Origin of the sequence: Acinetobacter sp. FDAARGOS_494, from assembly GCF_003812225.1 — a bacterium.
Classification (GTDB): domain Bacteria; phylum Pseudomonadota; class Gammaproteobacteria; order Pseudomonadales; family Moraxellaceae; genus Acinetobacter; species Acinetobacter baumannii.
This window is the reverse complement of record NZ_CP033866.1, coordinates 172,955-192,228: the sequence shown is the minus strand read 5'-3', so window position 1 is coordinate 192,228 and position 19,274 is coordinate 172,955. Positions and strand designations below refer to the sequence as shown.

Below are 19,274 nucleotides of genomic sequence, written 5' to 3'. Positions count from 1 at the left end.
TTGAAATGATTCTAAATGCTGAACAAAGTATGGTTCAGGAGATGATGCGTAATTATGCGCAAAATCAGTTAAAACCAACTGCTGCACATCGCGATAAGACCCATGAATTTCCGGCTCAGGAATTAAAAGACTTAGGCGCCCTAGGCGCTATGGGGATGACTGTGCCCGATGAATGGGGCGGTGCCGGAATGGATTATGTATCTTTGGTACTCGCAATTGAGGAAATTGCCGCAGGCGATGGTGCTATTTCGACAATCGTAAGCGTACAAAACTCTTTGATTTGCGGTATTACACTGGCATACGGTTCAGAGCAGCAAAAACAAACCTATTTGCCAAAATTTGCCTCTGGCGAATGGCTAGGATGCTTTTGTTTAACTGAGCCACATGTCGGTTCCGATGCGAGCGCGATTTTATGTAAAGCCGAGCGAGATGGCGACCATTGGGTTCTCAATGGCGTAAAGCAATTTATTACCAGTGGTAAAAATGCTCAAGTGGCTTTGGTATTTGCGGTTACAGATAAACAAGCTGGCAAAAAAGGGATTTCGTGTTTTCTTGTACCCACGAATACACAAGGCTACTTGGTGACTCGTATTGAAGACAAAATGGGTCAACATGCTTCGGACACCGCAACCATTACGTTAGAGGACTGCCGAATTCCTTTAGAAAATTTGGTAGGGCAAGAGGGTGAGGGTTATAAAATTGCGTTATCTAATTTAGCGGCTGGACGTATTGGTATTGCCGCTCAGTCTGTTGGTATGGCAAGAGCGGCTTTTGATGCAGCCGTGCAATATGCAAACGAGCGTAAAGCCTTCGGTGTAGAGCTGGTTCAGCATCAGGCGGTTGGTTTTCGCTTAGCCGATATGGCAACTCAGATTGAAGCGGCGCATCAGCTAGTATTGCATGCTGCAACTTTAAAAGATGCGGGACTACCTTGTTTAAAAGAGGCCTCAATGGCGAAACTCTTTGCATCAACTATGGCTGAGCGAGTATGTTCGGATGCAATCCAGATTCATGGCGGTTATGGATACGTCAGTGATTTCCCTGTTGAGAGAATTTATCGTGATGTTCGTGTAAGCCAGATTTATGAAGGTGCTTCTGATATTCAGCGCTTGGTGATTGCTCGTGAAGTGGCTCAAGTTTAGATCATAAAGTATTGAGGTTTTAAACTTAAAACTGCAAGAAGCCGCATACCATGTGCGGTTTCTTGCAATTGAAATGATGCATTTTTGCTATTAGTTTTGTTTGAAATAGATGGAAAAGTTGAAGAAATTTTCTTCGAGCTTTAGCTAAAACAATAACAGTCAGGACAGATTTTGTGGCCTTACACAAAATCAATCATCAAACGGAATGAAGGTGAGCATCATGAAAACTTTGGCAGAAGCTTATCAGCAATTTGATCTTACAAGGCTCATCGAAGAGCAACTTGTTGGGCATCCCCAAGCAATAAATGCTTATGTTGAGTGCTGTGAGCGTTATGTAGGAAAATATAAAACAGCGCTTATCTGGGAAGGGAAAAACGGACAGGCAGAGCACTATACGTTCGAACAACTTGCTGAACTTTCTGGAAAACTTGCTAACTTCTTTAAAGCACAAGGAATTCAAGCTGGAGATTGTATTGCAGGACTTCTACCAAGAACGCCTGAGTTATTAATTACAATTTTGGCAACGTGGCGTATAGGTGCTATTTATCAGCCTTTATTTACTGCCTTTGAAGCAAAATCGATTGATCACCGAATTACGACTGCTCAAACTAAATTGATTGTGACCAATGATGAACAGCGCCCTAAACTGAATACCTTGAATGTTCCGGTTATTGTAACTGTTCATCAAACAGGTCTTTTATCTGAGCATGACTTTGATTTTTGGCAATCTTTACAACGATATTCTGAGCAATGTGAGCCAGTAAATCGTAGCTTTGATGATGACTTTTTAATGATGTTTACCTCAGGCACAACTGGACTTGCGAAGTCTGTACCTGTTCCACTAAAAGCAATTTTAGCATTTAAAGGTTATATGACCCATGCCGTTGATTTGCGTGAAGAGGATATGTTCTGGAATCTGGCAGATCCGGGCTGGGCATATGGTTTGTATTATGGCATTACCGGGCCTTTAAGCTTGGGTCATGGCATTATTATGGATGAGCGTTCATTTAATGTAGATCAGGCAATAGAATTAATTAAAAAATATAAAGTAAGTAATTTAACAGGATCGCCTACAGCATTTCGCATGTTCTTTGGATTTAAGGAAAAATTTGACCCTTCAATTAAACAACATTTACGCGTAGTGAGCAGTGCAGGTGAGCCATTAACTCCTGAGGTTGTGAACTGGTTTAAGCAGGATTTAGAGGTCAATATTTTTGATCAATATGGCCAAACTGAGCTAGGGATGGTGATTGCAAATCATCATGCTCTTGAGCATCCATTAAAAGTAGGTTCAGCTGGTTTTGCAATTCCTGGACATCGTTTTGCGGTGTTAGACCAAAATTATCAAGAATTGCCAACTGGTGGTGTTGGTATTTTGGCAATGGACTCGGAGCAATCTCCATTGATGTGGTTTAAAGGTTATGGTGGCAATAATCGCAAAGCCTTTGTTGGCAAATATTATTTAACTGGTGACACGGTCACTTTAAACGAACATGGGGGCATTGATTTTGTGGGACGTGCTGACAATGTCATTACAACTTCGGGCTATAGAGTTGGACCATTTGATGTTGAAAGTACTTTGTTAGAGTGTGAGGCGGTATTAGAGTCAGCAGTAATTGGTAAGCCAGATCCGGAACGAACCGAAATAGTCAAAGCTTTTGTGGTACTTAAGCCTGCTTATCAAGCGTGTGAAACATTAAAAGATAAGTTACAGCAATATGTTCGTAACCGTTTATCTCGTCATGCTTATCCAAAAGAGATTGAGTTTGTGGACAGTCTACCGAAAACCACGAGCGGAAAAATTCAAAGAGGACTGTTGAAGCAGCAAGAAATTGCAAAAATGCAGCAAGCCTACGCAAGCTAATTTGAACAAAGGGAAATATTTAGAATTTCCCTTTATTCTTTATATTAAAGATCGGCTTTCACTTCCTCGCCAATTAAATAAAATGTGCCACCAGCAATATAGTGCAGGCTACGAAGTTCTTTTGGTACATGTTGAAAATGCCAATGCCCATCTCTAAAAACGCGGCTATCTGCCCATGCACCTACAACAGAACCAATAAATAGGTCATGAGCTGACTGATTATGTGGTTCAGGAATAAGTTTACATACCAGCCATGCGATACAACCTGATACAAGCGGACTGGTCAGATCTTTTTGATAAAACAGCTCAACCCCGCAGTGTTCAAGTTTTTGTGGGTCATCTAATTTGCTAATGGTACCAAGTTGCTTGGTCATATTGAGCTGTGCATAGCAAGGAACTTGTAGTGTGAAATAACCACTTTGCTCAACCAGCTGTCGGGTTTTAGTACTTTTATCTAAAACGACCGTCACTTTGGCAGGTTTAAACTCTAAGGCACATGCCCATGCGGCAGCCATCACGTTACGGTCATCACCATGCTGAGCAGAGACTAGTACAGTTGGACCATGATTTAACAAACGATAAGCTTTTTCTAACTCTACAGGTGCAATATATGATTGGGACATATTTAGCCTAAGTAATACAGAAAACAGATAGCTTTATTGTTGCAGAAAGTGTGAGAGAAGTAATGTGATAGGGTATTAACTGAATAAAAAAGTTGTTTCCATTTTATAGCTTTCCTAATGACGAACTTAGTCATAAAATCACTTGGCTTCTAAGTGAAAGGATTAACGTGTGACCGAGCTTCAAGATATCGATTTTGTAGAGTTAAGTGATGAAGAAATGCATCTCTATAGCCGTCAGATTTTACTTGATGGATGGGATATTGAAGCTCAGGAAAAACTTAAACTGGCCAATGTATTGATTGTCGGTGCTGGCGGAATAGGCTGTAGTAGCGCGGAACTACTTGCACGAGCAGGAGTCGGGAAAATTACCCTCATTGATGCAGATACCATTGAGATAAGTAATTTACAACGACAAATCGCATTTGGTCATGAAGATATTGGACGTTATAAAGCTGAAGTTTTAGCTAAACGGTTACAGAAAATTAACCCTTATATCTGTGTTGAATACTTTAATGAACGTTTAGACGGACATAACATTGATAAACTAGTTGAACATCAAGACGTCGTTTTAGATGGCTGTGATAACTTTACAACGCGTTATTTAGTGAATGCAGCTTGTAAAAAGCATCAGGTCGCATTAATTAGCGCTTCTGCAATTGGTTTTCAGGCGCAAATGTTTATGGTTGAAGGTGATTCAGCTTGTTATGAATGTTTGTTCCCGAAAGAACAACATGCCAATGAAGGGCTGCGATGTGCGGAATCTGGTGTGCTTGCGACTACACCTGTAATGATTGCGTCATTACAAGCACATCACACTTTATTGTATTTAGGACTAAACAGAACGCCGCTAAAACAAAAACTGTTACTTTGGGATGGGTTAAATATGACGCAACGCATTGTTAGTTTTGATAAAGACATAAATTGTCCACTTTGTCAGGCAAGCTAATCAGCAAATAAACCAAAATTTGCTACACTTGATTTGAATATTCTGGTTTTAAAGAAATATGAAAAAAAATATTTTATTTGATGGATTGCGCTCCGTTGCCCGCATCGGTGAAACCGCAGTAGTTGCGGCTAAAGCCGGTATTAAGTATGCAACTGATAAGCCAAGTAATGCCAAACTCATGCGTGAGACTTTTGAGTCGCTTGGTTCAACATATATTAAACTTGGTCAGTTTATCGCGAGTACCCCATCGCTATTCCCACGTGAGTATGTAGAAGAATTCCAAGGCTGTTTAGACCAGACCCCAACTTTACCTTTTAGCTATATTCAAGGTGTACTTGCGTCTGAGTTTGAAGGGCGTGATTTAAGCCAGATTTTTAGTTATATCGATGAAACACCACTAGCTTCTGCCTCAATTGCTCAGGTTCATGCGGCTAAACTAACTACTGGTGAAGATGTCGTTATTAAAGTACAAAAACCGGGCGTTGAAACCATTTTGTACACTGACCTAAATGTGGTGCATTGGGCTGCTAAATTACTTGAACGTGCGGTACCTAAAATTAAATTTGCCGCTCTTTCTGAAATTGTTGATGAAATTAAAACCCGTATGGTGCGTGAAGTCGATTTCATTGAAGAAGCACAAAATTTAGATGACTTTGTGGAATATTTAAATATTTCCCAAAATCAAGCTGCTACTGCACCTAAAGTTTATCATCAGTTTTCTACGCGCCGTGTTTTGACCATGCAGCGTTTATATGGGGTCCCTTTGACAGACTTTAGCGTGGTTAAACAATATGCTAAAGATCCATCGCAAGTACTCATTACTGCCATGAACACATGGTTTGGTAGCTTAATGTTATGTAAGAGCTTCCATGCGGACTTACATGCTGGAAATCTAATGCTGCTTGAAGATGGCCGAATTGGTTTTATTGATTTCGGTATTGTAGGGCAGTTAAAACCGGAAGTTTGGACAGCATGCATTGCATTTATGGATGCTTTACAAAAAACTGATTATCAGGCAATGGCTGAAAACATGCTCAAAATGGGTATGACCCATAATAAAATTGACGTTCAGGTTTTAGCACAAGATCTAGAGCGTTTATTTAATGGTGTGTTAATGGCTGATCCACAGCAGATTTTGGCTTCTAATCCAGCCGATTTAAACGACATCATGATGGATATGGTGGCTGTTGGTGAGCGTCATGGTATTAAATTCCCTCGAGATTTTGCCTTATTATTTAAGCAAATGCTTTATTTCGATCGTTTTATGCGCGTACTCGCACCTTATACTGATATTTATGCAGACCAACGTTTGAAAATGGTTCAAAATATGGAACCTGCTTCGTTGTTAAAGCACTAAGGTCAGTTTAAATTTATGGATGCCATTATTATTGAAGGCTTGAAGGTTGAGACAGTGATTGGCTGTTTCAACTGGGAAAGACAAATCATTCAACCTTTAATGTTGGATTTAACCATCCATAATGATTTGAGCCGAGCTGCAGCGTCTGACAAGCTTGAGGACACACTCAACTATGCCCAGATTTGTGAGTTATCGGCTCAAACCATTCAGAAAGCCAAGCCTGAATTAATTGAGCATGCAGCACATCTCGTTCTGCAATGTCTGTTTGAAACCTTTCCAACAATTGAAAAAATTACCATAACCATCCGTAAGCCAGCCATCATTGCAGAAGCAAATGCTGTAGGAATTCGTCTTGAACGCACCAGAAATAATTTTTGCGCTCGCTCTAGCGAGTAATTTAGACGCAGCACAACACTTTACTTTTGCTTATACGCAATTAGCAACTTTGGGGAAAGTGCAGTTTTCATCTGTTTATCAAATTCCATGCCGAGATGGTATTGGAGATGATTACTGGAACTCAGCGTGTCTATTAAAAAGCACCTTATCATCTGAACAAATTGAATCTTTTTTAAAGAAACTTGAGTCAGATTCTGGGCGTGTTCGACCATCACATCATATTTCTTTAGATGTAGATTTGATTGCATGGGGAAGTGATCTGGACCATATGCAATTTAATTCTAAAAAATTGCCGTTAGCACTCGATGTAAAAATTCCTTTATATGAACTTTGGGATTGTGAAACCTTAAAGGCTGATAGCACACTTTATCCAGTCGTTAATTTTAAAGTTTAATGCCTTTCAAACTAAATTTTACGCAAACTTTACGCGGGTTTTGACTTCTTCAATAGAGAATTTACGGGCATTTTATCGATACTGAAATTCACTAAATTAGTGTTATTTCAGGACAATAAAGATGCTTATAAATTCTCAAATGCGCATCTTGCATCAGTCTGGCATTGTCTTATGCCGACTAAAAACAAATGATATCTCTTCATCTCTCCTTATTTCCAATTTGGCAAATCAAGCCAAGGGGTATAGAGGAGAATAGCCATGTTAGAACTTATCCTTGTTTTATTTATTGCTATTTTTTTAGCATGGTGCCTCGCTAAATATCTATCCAAAGTGATGACAAATCAGCCGATGGTTGGAGATGGATTATTTCGTTGGATTGAAAATCCTGTTTATCGCTTGTTAGGTATATCTCCACAACAACAAATGAATTGGAAACAATATTCTCTAGCATTTGTTGTGAGCTGTGTTTTTCTAGCTGTGGCCGTTTTTGCTATTTTTATGACACAAGCATGGCTACCATTAAATCCAAATCATGCACCAAATATGAGTTGGGATTTAGCATTACACACGGTTATTTCATTTTTAACTAATACCAATCAACAGCATTATTCTGGACAAGCTCAATTATCTTATTTGTCGCAAATGACAGGTATTGTAGGTTTGCAAGTCATTACTCCAATGATGGGGCTGGCTTTAGTTGTCGCGACCTTAAGAGCTTTCTTTTATCAGCGCCCAAGCCATATTGCAGCCGATGTTGCCGAGCAGCCAGACCAAATTTTAATTGGGAACTATTGGGCAGATGTAATTCGCCCTACAGTCCGATTCTTACTTCCGCTCTGTTTTGTCTGGTCTTTATTGCTCAATAGCCAAGGCGTACCAGCGACTTTCCGAGGGGGACCAGAAGTACAGCTGATTGATAAAGCCAATACAGTTCAAACCCAAAAAATTCCTTTAGGACCAGTTGCACCAATGGTAGCGATTAAGCAATTGGGGAGTAATGGTGGTGGTTGGTATGGTCCAAATAGTAGTGTGCCTTTAGAAAATCCGACACCACTTTCTAATTTATTAGAAATGATTGCGATATTACTTATTCCACTTACCGTGATTTTTATGGTTGGGCATTTTACCCAGCGTAAAAAGTTTGCTTACTTTGTGTTTGGTAGCATGCTTTTCATATCGATTATTTCAGGTGCGGCGGCTGTCTGGTCTGAGAGTATGTCATCGACAGCATCTCAACTTGCCGTAATGGAAGGTAAAGAACAACGTTTTGGACCAGCCGCATCAGCAGTTTGGGCAGCGATCACTACGCAGGTGAATAACGGTTCGGTCAATATGATGCATGATTCTTCTGCGCCGCTTACCGGTTTAGTCGAACTCATTAACATGCTGATTAATGCTATTTGGGGTGGTGTGGGCTGTGGTCTGCAACAGTTTATGATTTATCTGTTACTCGCAGTATTTATTGCAGGTTTAATGACAGGTCGTACCCCTGAATTGTTTGGACGCAAGATTGAAGCGGCAGAAATTAAGTTGCTCGCGATTATTATCTTGATTCAACCTTTAGTCATTCTTGCGTTTACTGCATTAAGCCTCAGCATTCCAAGCATATCTGGAATTAGTAATCCAGGACCACACGGTATTAGCCAAGTGTTCTATGAATATGTTTCTGCGTTTGCTAATAACGGTTCAGGTTTTGAAGGTCTTGGAGACAACACTGTATGGTGGAATGTCACTTGTAGTATCGCTCTACTGTTAGGACGTTTTCCGACCTTAATTTTGCCATTAATGATTGCCACACGTTTAGCAGCAAAAAGAAAAGCACCCGAAACATCAGGTAGTCTTCAGGTTGAAACACCAACCTTTGCCTTAACGCTGATTACGATAGTTGTGTTGCTTACCTTATTACAATTTATGCCAGTTCTTGTCCTTGGGCCTATTGCCGATCAACTTTTGTTGGTTAAAGGCTAAGGAGGCGAGTGAAAATGAATACACAAACTCATGTAAATAGCCATAAACAAACCATGGCAGTGCCAAATTTTGAAGTTTGGAAAAATGCATTTGTGAAACTGCTACCACAGCATGCAATTAAAAACCCTGTGATGGCAATTGTATGGCTTGGAACAGTGGTTACAGGCATTAGTACAATCTTAGGTTACACCACGCTGATATTTGGTTTAGTGGTTACAGCAATTCTGTTTATTACCATTTTATTTGCTAACTATGCCGAAGCTGTTGCAGAGGCCAGAGGTCGTGGACAGGCATCTTCATTACGTGCAGCAAGAGAAAATTTAACGGCTCGAAGACTCAACTCTTTGACAGACCGTCAAGCGACTCAAGTTGCAGCGACTGAACTTCATTTAAATGATTTTATTGAAGTACATGCAGGTGAGCTTGTTCCAGCCGACGGTGAGATTGTAGAAGGCTTTGCAACTATTAATGAATCGGCTGTTACAGGTGAGTCAGCACCTGTGCTACGTGAAGCTGGAACAGACCGTTCAGGTGTTATTGGCGGAACCAAAGTACTTACAGATCGTATTGTTGTGCAAGTGACTGCTGAATCTGGTCAAAGTTTCTTAGACCGTATGATTGCTTTGGTTGAAGGTTCAAATCGCCAAAAAACTCCGAATGAGATTGCGCTTGGCTTTTTGTTAATGGTGATGACAATCACGTTTTTAATTGTCGTGATTAGCTTGCCATTTATTGCCAAGTATTTGCATATTGAACTTGATTCAGTTGTGCTCGTGGCATTATTGGTCTGCCTGATTCCTACAACCATTGGTGGCTTGTTACCTGCGATTGGTATTGCAGGGATGAACCGTGCCCTCAAAGCCAATGTTTTGGCGAAATCAGGTAAAGCGGTAGAAGTCGCGGGTGACATTGATGTGCTTTTACTCGATAAAACAGGAACCATTACTTATGGTGACCGTCAAGCGACCTCTTTTTATCCTTTAACTTCGGTAACCGAGTCTGAGTTGAGAGCTGCTGCTTGGGTAAGTTCACTTGCTGACCCAACACCAGAAGGGAAGTCGATTGTTAAGTTAGCAAAAGAGCAAGGTTTAAAACAGCAAGAACCTGAGCAAGCCGAATTTATCTCTTTTAGTGCTTCGACTCGAATTTCTGGTGTGAATTTACCGAATGGTGAGCAAATTCGTAAAGGTGCTTTAGATGCGATCTTAAAGTTTGTAGATGAAGATTATTCTCAAGATTTAGAGTTAAAAGCACGTGTTGAACAAGTTGCTAAAAAAGGTGCAACACCATTGGTTGTCGCAAATCAACATCATGTATTGGGTGTGATTGAGCTTTCAGATGTAATTAAACACGGCATTAAAGAACGTTTTGCCCGTTTAAGAGAAATGGGTATTAAAACTGTCATGGTTACAGGTGATAACCCATTAACTGCGGCCGCGATTGCTGCTGAAGCAGGGGTAGATGACTATATTGCCGAAGCAAAACCAGAAGACAAATTGGCTTGTATTCGCACCGAACAACAACGAGGTCGTTTAGTTGCAATGGTCGGTGACGGAACCAACGATGCGCCGGCATTAGCACAAGCTGATATTGGTCTAGCCATGAACTCGGGTACACAAGCTGCAAAAGAAGCCGGCAACATGGTTGATTTAGACTCAGATCCAACCAAATTACTTGCTGTGGTCGAGATTGGGAAACAACAGCTGATTACCCGTGGTGCTTTAACAACATTTTCGTTAGCAAACGACGTCTCTAAATACTTTGCCATCTTGCCTGCATTGTTCGCTGCTGCGATTCCACAAATGCAAGTATTGAATGTGATGCACTTAGCAAGTCCAAACAGCGCGATTTTATCTGCATTAATTTTTAACGCGATTATTATCCCGCTATTAATTCCAATCGCACTCCGAGGCGTCAAATTTAAACCTTCAACTGCAACTCAGTTACTACGTCGAAATATGTTGATTTATGGAGTGGGTGGTGTGGTTCTACCATTTATTGCCATCAAAGCGATTGATGTAGTGATTGTTCAATTATTTGGTTTGTAATCTGGAGTTTGAAATGAAAACTTATGCACAAAATTCAGAAGCAAATTTGGGTCAGACCTTAAGAGCATCTTTCGGACTTCTAATTTTTACCCTTGTCGGCTGTGGTGCTGTTTATAGTGCGATTGCTACAGGTGCGGGACAGGTGTTATTTAATAATCAAGCGAATGGTAGTTTGATTGAAATAGATCATAAAGTTTTAGGGTCAAAATTAGTTGCTCAGCCATTTGTTGGAGAGGCTTATTTTCATCCACGTCCTTCAGCAGTTGCTTATGACCCGATGGCGATGGCAGGTACAAACTTAGCGCGTACTAATCCTGAACTACAGCAACAAATTGATGCTCAGATTCTTGCGGTGAAAAAACAAGACCACACAGGTAATAACCCTATTCCAAGTGATTTAGTGACTAAATCTGGTAGTGGTATTGATCCGCATATTAGTCCTGAATCTGCTCAGTTACAGGTTGCTCGAGTGGCCCAAGCGCGTCATTTAGACCCTAAGATTGTGGAAGAGCTTTTGCAAAAGTATGTTGAACCGAAGCAGTTTGATGTATTGGGGCAAGCCCGTGTTAATGTATTACAGCTCAATATTGCTTTAGATCAATTACAATCTACACATTAACTTAAAAATAAAGTTGTTAGTTTACCGGATGATATCAAGTGCAAAGCAATCGCGAAAATCAGGCTGAGGCCTTATTAAATCATGTCAACAGATATCAAGCCGGTCGACTAACGGTCTTTCTTGGTGCGGCACCTGGTGTAGGAAAAACTTATGCCATGCTCGCCCGCGCCAAAGAATTATTTCAACAGGGCACAGATGTTGTTGTTGGTATTGTTGAAACCCATGGAAGAATCGAAACTCTAAAAATTTTGGAAGGGTTGCCTCAGATTGCTAGAAAAGAAATGCAATATCAGGGGCATATTTTAGAAGAAATGGACTTGGATGCTATTTTACTTAGGCATCCGCAAATCGTTTTGGTTGATGAATTGGCTCATCGCAACGTCCCAAATAGTCGTCATGAACGACGGTGGCAAGATGTTAATGAGTTGCTAGACGCTGGTATTGATGTATTTACCGCTATAAATATTCAACATTTAGAAAGCCTAAATGATGTGGTCTATCAAATTACAGGCATTCGAGTAAATGAAACAGTACCAGATCGGGTATTTGACCGTATTCGAGATATTCGCTTAATTGATTTACCCGTCAGTGAACTCATTGAAAGGCTCCATCAAGGAAAAGTCTATGTACCAGAGCAAGCAAATCTGGCATTACAAGGCTTTTTTAGCATTTCAAATTTAACAGCATTACGTGAACTCGCAATGCAATGCGTTGCTGAGCATGTCGATTCAGACTTAAAAGAGAGTTATGCCTCAAAGGGATTGAAATCTATCTCGCTGCAAAATGAACTGATGATTGCGATAGATGGCCAAGGCTCATCTGAATATTTAGTACGGGCAGGTTGTCGTTTAGCTGAACGCTATGGGGCAACATGGACTGTAGTGAATGTTGCTAAAAGTTTAGACTTTGGACAGAGTTCGGGAAATTCATATAAAAAAGAATATATTGAGATTGATCGGGCGTTTGAGCTGGCTCGACAACTCGGTGGTCGAACAGAAATCTTATATGGCCATCGAGTTGCGTCAGTATTAATGGATGCCGCGGTTGACCGAGGTATTTCCAATCTGGTTATTGGTAAAAGTATTTCACCGTGGTGGTTAAAGTTATTTAAGAAAAATTTAGCTCAGCAATTATTAAATCAAGAAAACTCGATTGCTTTAACCATTTTGCACCCAGAACAGGGCACTAAAAAGATTAATCAGCTCGAAAAACCTTCATTTTTATCATTAAAAGAAAGTGTTTTTGTTTTAGCTGTTACATGCGCAAGTATTTTTATAGCTCACTTCGCAGAAGTTCTATTTGGTATTGAAGACTTCTCTGTCATTTTTATTATTTCTGTTTTAATTGTTGCAACTAAGACCCGAATGCTCGCTGCAGTAGTGGCTGCTCTTATTTGTTTCTTAGCCTATAATTTTTTCTTTATTGCCCCGCGTTATACCTTTCAGATTTCAGCACACCAAGGGGTAGTCACCGTTGTTGCTTTTTTTGCAGCAGCTTTAATTGCTGGCCGTTTAGCTTCTCAGTTACGCCAGCAAGTTTTGTCTTTAAAAGCTGCGAATGCCTACACTACGGTAATGCAAGACTTGGCACGTAAGCTTTCTAGTGCAGTAAACCTTGAAGAAGTCATGCAAACAGGACGTATGACTTTAGAAACCCAGCTTCAGACTAAGGTGTGGATTTCTATTCGAGATAAAATAATTTCATCTGATATTGAGCTAAATGATAAAGAAAAAGTAGCTGCAGAATGGTGTTTGAAACATCAGCAGCCATGCGGGCGTTTTACCGATACTCTGAGTCAATCAAACTGGTGGTTTTTACCTCTTTTAGAGCAGAAAAATAGCTTAGGTATTGTGGGAATTTACTTTAAGGATGAAGTGGTTTCCTTAAATTTTGAGCAAAAGAAATTGACTGAAAGTGTAATTGAGTACATTGCACAGGCAGCACTTCGAACCCAATTGGTCAATGAGCTAGAACAAGCAAAAGTCACCAGTGAAACAGAGCGCTTACGTTCTGCTTTATTATCTTCGGTATCGCATGATTTACGCTCGCCACTCGCTTCTATTATTGGGGCAGCAGACACACTTGCCAATTTTAAAGCTGAAATGACAGAACAAGACCAACAAGATCTGCTTGAAACAATTCATTTAGAAGGTGAGCGCTTAGACCGTTATATTCAAAACTTGCTTGATATGACGCGGTTGGGGCACGAAGGTCTAACTTTAAAAAGAGACTGGATTGGGGTAGATGAATTAATTGGTTCGGCAACCCGCCGTTTAAAGCGTTATAAACCAGATACGCAAGTGGTCGTTCAGTTACCTGAGCAATCGATTAGTTTGTATGTTCACCCAGCGCTGGTAGAGCAAGCCATTTTTAATGTTTTAGAAAATGCCGCAAACTTTTCACCTCCAGATGAATCTGTCATGATTCGTGCTCAACTTTCGTCAGAAGATGAGGTGAAAATAGAAATTGAAGATAAAGGTGCAGGAATCCCTGAAGACGAAAGACACCGCATTTTCGATATGTTTTATACTATAGAGCGTGGAGACCGTGGAAAATTCGGTACAGGTTTAGGGCTAACAATTGTAAAAGCGATTATTGGTGCTCATATGGGTACAATAGAAGCATTTTCAGGGCGCCAAAATAAAGGTACTTTAATTCAAATCAAATTACCCATTCATCCAGTAAAAGAATAAGTTGCAAATTCATGATAAGTTCAGAAACATCACCTGTAGAAACACGTATTGTGATTATTGATGATGAGCCTCAAATTCGTAAATTTCTAGACATTGCTTTAAGAACTCAAAAATATAAAACCACGCTCTGCGAAACGGGATACAAAGGCCTAGAGGCTTTGGCAACCCAAGGGGCTGATTTGGTTATTTTAGACTTAGGCTTACCCGATTTAGATGGAAAAGAAGTGCTTCAGGAATTACGTAGCTGGTCGAATGTTCCCGTTATTGTGTTATCTGTACGTGCTGATGAATATGAAAAAGTTGCCTTGCTAGACGCAGGGGCAAATGACTACATGACCAAGCCTTTTAGTGTGCAAGAGCTTTTGGCGCGCATTCGTGTCATCTTAAGAAATCAACCAATCCAGCAAGAAGCACATATTTATGACGATGGTTATCTTAAAGTCGATGTCACGCAACGTTTAGTTTGGATCGAGCAACAGCCAATTACTTTAACTCGAAAAGAGTTTCAACTTTTGACGTTATTAATGCGCTACCAAGGGCAGCTTTTAACACAGCCACAGCTCTTAAAAGAGCTATGGGGACCCACCCATCAGGAAGATACGCACTATTTACGTATTTTGGTGGGTAAATTGCGCAGTAAGTTGGGAGATAACGCGATTCAGCCACGTTATATTGCTACTGAACCAGGTGTTGGGTTACGTTTTTTAGCTAAACAGAAAAATCATTAATGAGATATAAAAAAACCCTTAGGGTATTTCTCCCTAAGGGTTTGCAAAGTGGTTTATAGTTTTTTTGCTCTTTTTATTTTATATATCCCAATGTTGTTCTGCTTCAGTCATTTGACTGTAAATATTTTGATATTCAGCCTGTTTAACCGTGTACCAATGTTCGACAAAGTCTGCCCCTAAATACCCTTTTAAAATAAGACTTCCTTTAAATATTTTTAAGGCCTCTGGTTGGTTGTTAGCTAATAAAATGTGCTCGTCTGGAAATTTTAAAAGATGTGCAGGTTTTGGCAGTGGTAACTTATGAGATAAGCCATAAGACGCGCCCGCTAAAATAGTCGCTGTTACCAAATAGGGATTACAGTCCGCTCCAGCAACACGATATTCTAAGCGTTGATTTTGTACGTCTGAGCATGGAATTCGGATTGCAACATTCCGGTTGTTAGTATCCCAATTGGCTTCTAATGGCACGTGATGACCAATTTTAAAACGTCTATAAGAATTAATATTAGGCGCTAAAATCGCCATAGATGCAGGCATTAACTCAATTAGGCCACTAATCGCGCTCAATAATTTGGCTGAAAGCTCATCTTTTTCTTCTGAGCTAAATATATTTTGATGGTATTGATTCAGCATGCTCATATGAAAATGCATGCCACTACCAGCCTTTGCCAAGTTTGGTTTCGCCATGAAACAAGCGGTTAAGTCATGCTTTCTTGCGACTTGTTTTACAATTCTTTTTAAAGCATTAATTTGATCGCAGAGTTTTAAAATGTCATGGCTGTGTTGAAGATTTAATTCGTATTGTCCAGGGGATGATTCCGCAACAATTGCGGTAATTTCAATTGATTGTAGTAAGGCTGCTTTTTCAACTTCATCTAGGACTTGTTGATAGTTATTTGGCGCATCTATATCAAAACATTGGTTTTCTGAACATGTCTCGAATTGATGCTGAGGTGAGAAAAGGTAAAACTCTAGCTCGGCAGCCATGACAGGGAAATAATTATTAGCATGTAACTGATTTAATAATTTTTTTAATATATTACGTGGTTCATAGCGACAGTCTGAACCATCTTCTTCTTGCATGGATAGGTAAAGCTGAGCATTTAATTCTGGGGATAAGGCACTGGGTTGCAAGCTGTCTAAAATGGGCAGGCAAAGTCTATCTGGTTCACCAATATATTTTCCCAGACCTGTTTCTTCAATCACTTTTCCATCAAGGCTCATGGCATAAACAGAAAGAGGAAAATAACATCCATTCGATAGATTTTTTAGACTCTTAACGTCAATACGTTTGCCACGAATATGCCCGTTTAAGTCATGTAGACAAATATCAATGTGCTGAGTGTGAGGATATAAACTTAAATATTCATCAACTTCTTTCAAAAAAAGCTCTGAGTTGAACGTATGAATTTGCGTTTGTGGAATAAAATCATCTGATATTTTAAATGCCTTAAAGTGAGGATCTTTTAAGTTTAAATTTGGGTAAATATGAGTACTCATTATAAAAACCTTGGTGGTTATTTAGCTCAAATCCTACCGTAGCCTTTGGCGTTAATCCCGTAAAAAAAGAGTAAAAAGACAAAGGGTTTTTTTATAAATAATTTTGGATTTTTATATTAATAATCAATAAGTTAATTGTTATTTTTGTGGTAAGGTTTTAAAGTAAAATTAACGTATAAGGGCCATCAAAGAGTTGTCTGATCGTTCATGATTTCGCTTTTAAAATTAAACATAATTAAGAATTGTGATCCTTAAATTTGGTGAGATGGTCAAACTGCTTTAAACTTAAAATCTTATCCAGTTAAACATTTATGTATAAATCTTGAATTGAGCAAGACTTATATAGTGTATGTACTGGAATTTTATTTTTTGCGTTTTTTTAATTTTTATTTTTGAGTTCTCTTAATATGAAAAATATCGGTTTAGCCATTTTAGCAATCAGCCTTTCAGGTTGTGCTGCAATGAGCGTAGAAGAATGTAAGACTGCGAATTGGTCATTAGTGGGTGAGAAAGATGGTTCGAAAGGTTCTTCGCCACGTTTAGATCAATATTACAAAGCATGTGGAAAAGCCAATATTGTTCCAGATCAAAAGTCATATGAACGTGGGTATAAAGAAGGCCTTGGTTATTATTGCCAGCCAGCAAATATTTTTTATAATGCTTTAGAAGGTAACGGTAATATTAATGTATGCCCAGTTGAGCAGCGTAATCGTTTAAGACCTTATTATCGAGCTGCCTCAGATTACTACAATGCAAAAGCTGAATATGATCGTTATGACGAGAAGTTTAAGCAATATTCTGATAGCGCTTATAACGAAAAATTAAAGCCAGAAGAGCGCGAACGCTATCGTAAACTTTTAAGAGAATTACAAATTGATCGTGACCGTATTAACAGAAACTATTGGAACTCAATTCGAGATATCGAACGTTTTAAATATGATCATGGATTAAAATAATATTTTAAAAAAGGATTGATCTGTTTGAGATCAATCCTTTGTTTTTTTAAAGATAATAACTCGTTTTTGTCATTAACTTTGAAATAGCAGTCATCGTGATTTTTACTGCATATGGTAATTCAACACCACCTGCTTCAAGTGCAGTATGACGGTGATGCAATTCATCTTCATTCATTTGCTCTAGAATTTTGCGCGAGCGTTCATCTTGAGCTGGTAACTGGTTTAAGTGATCTTGCAAATGTAGACTAACTTGACGTTCAGTTTCAGCAACAAAACCTAAGCTATATTTATCACCTGCAATACCGGCAAGAGCACCCATACCATATGAAAGGCCATACCAAATCGGGTTCAATAAGCTTGTATGACTATTTAGCTCTTTTAAACGGTCTTCACACCAAGCTAAATGGTCTTGTTCTTCAATCGCTGCCTGTTGCATTTCGCGGCGTACATTTGGCAATTTCGCTGTCAATGCTTGCCCATGATAAAGTGCTTGAGCACACACTTCACCACTGTGGTTAACACGCATTAAACCTGCAACATGGCGAGCATCTTCTACACCAAGTTTTGCTTCTACTGTTTCAGCTGGATTTTGGCGCTGCGCTGCTGTTGCACCCGGAACAAGACTACGTAATGCTTGATCAAAAGAGTTAATAAGTTGATCAATTCCAGTATAGTGGCGCATAAATTAGTCCTCCAAAGAAAGATGTGCTGTGGCAAGCATTGGTTTTAGTCGGGCAAGAAGCCATATACTAAAGATTGCACTAAGTACAGCTGTAATAATAAATAGTATTTTAATATCAATTTTTAAAACACTTAAGATTAAGATTGAGAAAATTGCAGAAGAAACCATAAAAACGGCATTTAAGATGTTATTTGCTGCAACCACTCGGGCACGATGTGAGCGTGGTGAGTAAGCCTGCATCATGGCATATAGAGGAACAATATAAAAACCGCCACTAATACCCAATAAAGTCACAGCAATCATGACATGGTAGTAAGCCCAGCCTTGGGTAAAAACATCTTTTAAAGTCAGTAATGCTCCAGTTCTTTCAGGTACAAAAGCCAGACTGGCTGCAAGGTAGAGCGCAAAAACAGTAAGGCCAACTGCACCGATTGGCACCATTTTAATATTAATTTCTGAACCACCAATTTTGCGGCAAAGAAGAGAACCCACACCAATACCGACTGAAAAGAAAGTGAGTAATAGGCTAACCACATTTTCCGATGCATGAAGGTTTTGTTGAGTCAACTGCGGAATTTGGGTTAAATAAGTCGCTCCATAAAACCAGTACCATGAGTTACCTAACAAAATTGTAAACACTAACGGTAAGCTTTTGGTATATTTGATAGTTTGAAAGCTTGTACGAACAAAGTTCCAGTCAATATCTAAATCAGGTGCGGCAACTTTTTGTGGCAAGATGAAACGGCTGAATAAATAGCCTATGCAAGCAATCGCTACTACAGTAATACTAATCCACAATAAGTTTCCATCTGATGATGCAATTACGGCACCCCCCAAGATCATTCCGAATAAGATGGCCATGGATGTACCAGACTGAAACAGGGCATTGCCAGACATGAGTTCATGTGGTTTTAAGATTTCTGGCAAAATGGCATATTTAATGGGACCAAAGAAAGTTGAATGTGTGCCCATCAAAAATAGGGCTAAAAGAAGCAACCATAAATGCCCCAATAAAAAACCGGCAGAACCGATGAGCATAATAATGATTTCTAAAATTTTTATGCCACGGACAAGTTGTGAGCGTTCATACTTATCAGCAATTTGTCCGGCAGTTGCTGAAAAAAAGAAATATGGCAAAATAAACAACAATGCTGCTAAATTATTGAGTGTGCTTACTGGTGCAGATTGTTGCTGAATCCAACCATAAGTAATGACTAACAATAAAGCTTGCTTGTAAACATTGTCATTTAATGCGCCAAAAAACTGGGTAAAAAACATCGGTACAAACCGACGTGATGTCATCAGGGATTCATCTTGTTTCATCATGTGCAAGCTTCATTGAGTTTTATAAAAAAATG

General features: G+C 39.4%; 16 protein-coding genes. 12 read left to right on the top strand and 4 right to left on the bottom strand.

The genetic code is table 11. The features are described 5' to 3' along the window. The first annotated feature begins 5 nt into the window (after positions 1–5). Together EG365_RS00980 and EG365_RS00975 are read left to right on the top strand one after the other, a co-directional pair. On the top strand, positions 6–1,142 hold the full coding sequence (locus EG365_RS00980; protein ID WP_000602467.1) for an acyl-CoA dehydrogenase family protein: 1,137 nt from the start codon (positions 6–8) through the stop codon (positions 1,140–1,142). Between the two features lie 220 nt (positions 1,143–1,362). Beyond that, entirely contained in the window at positions 1,363–3,006 is a 1,644-nt protein-coding gene (locus tag EG365_RS00975; protein ID WP_000853316.1) for an AMP-binding protein, read from the top strand. Positions 3,007–3,050: 44 nt separating this feature from the next. On the opposite strand, the gene EG365_RS00970 is transcribed toward EG365_RS00975, so the two are convergent. Further along, entirely contained in the window at positions 3,051–3,629 is a 579-nt protein-coding gene (locus EG365_RS00970; protein WP_000083685.1) for a flavin reductase family protein, read from the bottom strand. A 169-nt stretch (positions 3,630–3,798) separates the two neighbouring features. Here EG365_RS00970 and EG365_RS00965 point away from each other — a divergent pair, with 169 nt between their 5' ends. The 9 genes from EG365_RS00965 to EG365_RS00925 all read left to right on the top strand — a co-directional run bounded on the left by EG365_RS00965 (position 3,799) and on the right by EG365_RS00925 (position 14,778). After that, positions 3,799–4,575, top strand: coding sequence for a HesA/MoeB/ThiF family protein (locus EG365_RS00965; protein ID WP_000137905.1), 777 nt, complete (start codon positions 3,799–3,801; stop codon positions 4,573–4,575). 58 nt (positions 4,576–4,633) lie between these two features. After that, entirely contained in the window at positions 4,634–5,932 is a 1,299-nt protein-coding gene (locus EG365_RS00960; RefSeq protein WP_000739369.1) for an ABC1 kinase family protein, read from the top strand. Between the two features lie 15 nt (positions 5,933–5,947). Further along, positions 5,948–6,328 (top strand): dihydroneopterin aldolase, encoded by a 381-nt coding sequence (gene folB / locus EG365_RS00955; protein WP_000338780.1) that lies wholly within the window; start codon positions 5,948–5,950, stop codon positions 6,326–6,328. Further along, entirely contained in the window at positions 6,285–6,722 is a 438-nt protein-coding gene (locus EG365_RS00950) for a 2-amino-4-hydroxy-6-hydroxymethyldihydropteridine diphosphokinase (protein ID WP_000993387.1), read from the top strand. The genes folB and EG365_RS00950 overlap by 44 nt, the downstream gene beginning before the upstream one ends. A gap of 258 nt (positions 6,723–6,980) precedes the next feature. Next, the gene (kdpA, locus tag EG365_RS00945) at positions 6,981–8,690 is read left to right on the top strand and encodes a potassium-transporting ATPase subunit KdpA (RefSeq protein WP_000891197.1); all 1,710 of its coding nucleotides are present in this window, start codon (positions 6,981–6,983) and stop codon (positions 8,688–8,690) included. 8 nt (positions 8,691–8,698) lie between these two features. Next, a complete protein-coding gene (kdpB, locus tag EG365_RS00940) occupies positions 8,699–10,738 on the top strand; it encodes a potassium-transporting ATPase subunit KdpB (RefSeq protein ID WP_014462729.1) in 2,040 nt (679 codons plus the stop codon). Between the two features lie 13 nt (positions 10,739–10,751). After that, positions 10,752–11,357 (top strand): potassium-transporting ATPase subunit KdpC, encoded by a 606-nt coding sequence (gene kdpC, locus EG365_RS00935; protein WP_000860563.1) that lies wholly within the window; start codon positions 10,752–10,754, stop codon positions 11,355–11,357. A 38-nt stretch (positions 11,358–11,395) separates the two neighbouring features. Continuing rightward, positions 11,396–14,050, top strand: a complete 2,655-nt coding sequence (locus tag EG365_RS00930; protein WP_001191598.1) for a sensor histidine kinase — start codon at positions 11,396–11,398, stop codon at positions 14,048–14,050. A gap of 11 nt (positions 14,051–14,061) precedes the next feature. Next, positions 14,062–14,778: a response regulator gene (locus EG365_RS00925; RefSeq protein ID WP_000625744.1), complete on the top strand. Its 717-nt coding sequence runs from the start codon at positions 14,062–14,064 to the stop codon at positions 14,776–14,778. Positions 14,779–14,856: 78 nt separating this feature from the next. On the opposite strand, the gene EG365_RS00920 is transcribed toward EG365_RS00925, so the two are convergent. Further along, the gene (locus tag EG365_RS00920; protein ID WP_000103616.1) at positions 14,857–16,278 is read right to left on the bottom strand and encodes a glutamine synthetase family protein; all 1,422 of its coding nucleotides are present in this window, start codon (positions 16,276–16,278) and stop codon (positions 14,857–14,859) included. Between the two features lie 407 nt (positions 16,279–16,685). Here EG365_RS00920 and EG365_RS00915 point away from each other — a divergent pair, with 407 nt between their 5' ends. After that, positions 16,686–17,234, top strand: coding sequence for a DUF2799 domain-containing protein (locus EG365_RS00915; RefSeq protein WP_000789247.1), 549 nt, complete (start codon positions 16,686–16,688; stop codon positions 17,232–17,234). 46 nt (positions 17,235–17,280) lie between these two features. Here the strand turns inward: EG365_RS00915 and coq7 are convergent, their stop codons facing one another. Together coq7 and EG365_RS00905 are read right to left on the bottom strand one after the other, a co-directional pair. Continuing rightward, complete coding sequence (gene coq7, locus EG365_RS00910; RefSeq protein ID WP_001216787.1) at positions 17,281–17,916, bottom strand: 2-polyprenyl-3-methyl-6-methoxy-1,4-benzoquinone monooxygenase; 636 nt, start codon at positions 17,914–17,916, stop codon at positions 17,281–17,283. A gap of 3 nt (positions 17,917–17,919) precedes the next feature. After that, positions 17,920–19,242: an MFS transporter gene (locus tag EG365_RS00905; RefSeq protein ID WP_000977592.1), complete on the bottom strand. Its 1,323-nt coding sequence runs from the start codon at positions 19,240–19,242 to the stop codon at positions 17,920–17,922. Between the last annotated feature and the right edge of the window lie 32 nt (positions 19,243–19,274).

Bases quoted from the DNA above. Each gene is read 5' to 3' on its own strand.
- kdpA (WP_000891197.1), top strand. From the start codon at position 6,981: ATGTTAGAACTTATCCTTGTTTTATTTATTGCTATTTTTTTAGCATGG.
- folB (WP_000338780.1), top strand. From the start codon at position 5,948: ATGGATGCCATTATTATTGAAGGCTTGAAGGTTGAGACAGTGATTGGC.
- EG365_RS00920 (WP_000103616.1), bottom strand. From the start codon at position 16,278: ATGAGTACTCATATTTACCCAAATTTAAACTTAAAAGATCCTCACTTT.
- kdpC (WP_000860563.1), top strand. From the start codon at position 10,752: ATGAAAACTTATGCACAAAATTCAGAAGCAAATTTGGGTCAGACCTTA.
- EG365_RS00970 (WP_000083685.1), bottom strand. From the start codon at position 3,629: ATGTCCCAATCATATATTGCACCTGTAGAGTTAGAAAAAGCTTATCGT.
- EG365_RS00980 (WP_000602467.1), top strand. From the start codon at position 6: ATGATTCTAAATGCTGAACAAAGTATGGTTCAGGAGATGATGCGTAAT.
- coq7 (WP_001216787.1), bottom strand. From the start codon at position 17,916: ATGCGCCACTATACTGGAATTGATCAACTTATTAACTCTTTTGATCAA.
- EG365_RS00960 (WP_000739369.1), top strand. From the start codon at position 4,634: ATGAAAAAAAATATTTTATTTGATGGATTGCGCTCCGTTGCCCGCATC.
- EG365_RS00915 (WP_000789247.1), top strand. From the start codon at position 16,686: ATGAAAAATATCGGTTTAGCCATTTTAGCAATCAGCCTTTCAGGTTGT.
- EG365_RS00975 (WP_000853316.1), top strand. From the start codon at position 1,363: ATGAAAACTTTGGCAGAAGCTTATCAGCAATTTGATCTTACAAGGCTC.
- EG365_RS00905 (WP_000977592.1), bottom strand. From the start codon at position 19,242: ATGATGAAACAAGATGAATCCCTGATGACATCACGTCGGTTTGTACCG.
- EG365_RS00925 (WP_000625744.1), top strand. From the start codon at position 14,062: ATGATAAGTTCAGAAACATCACCTGTAGAAACACGTATTGTGATTATT.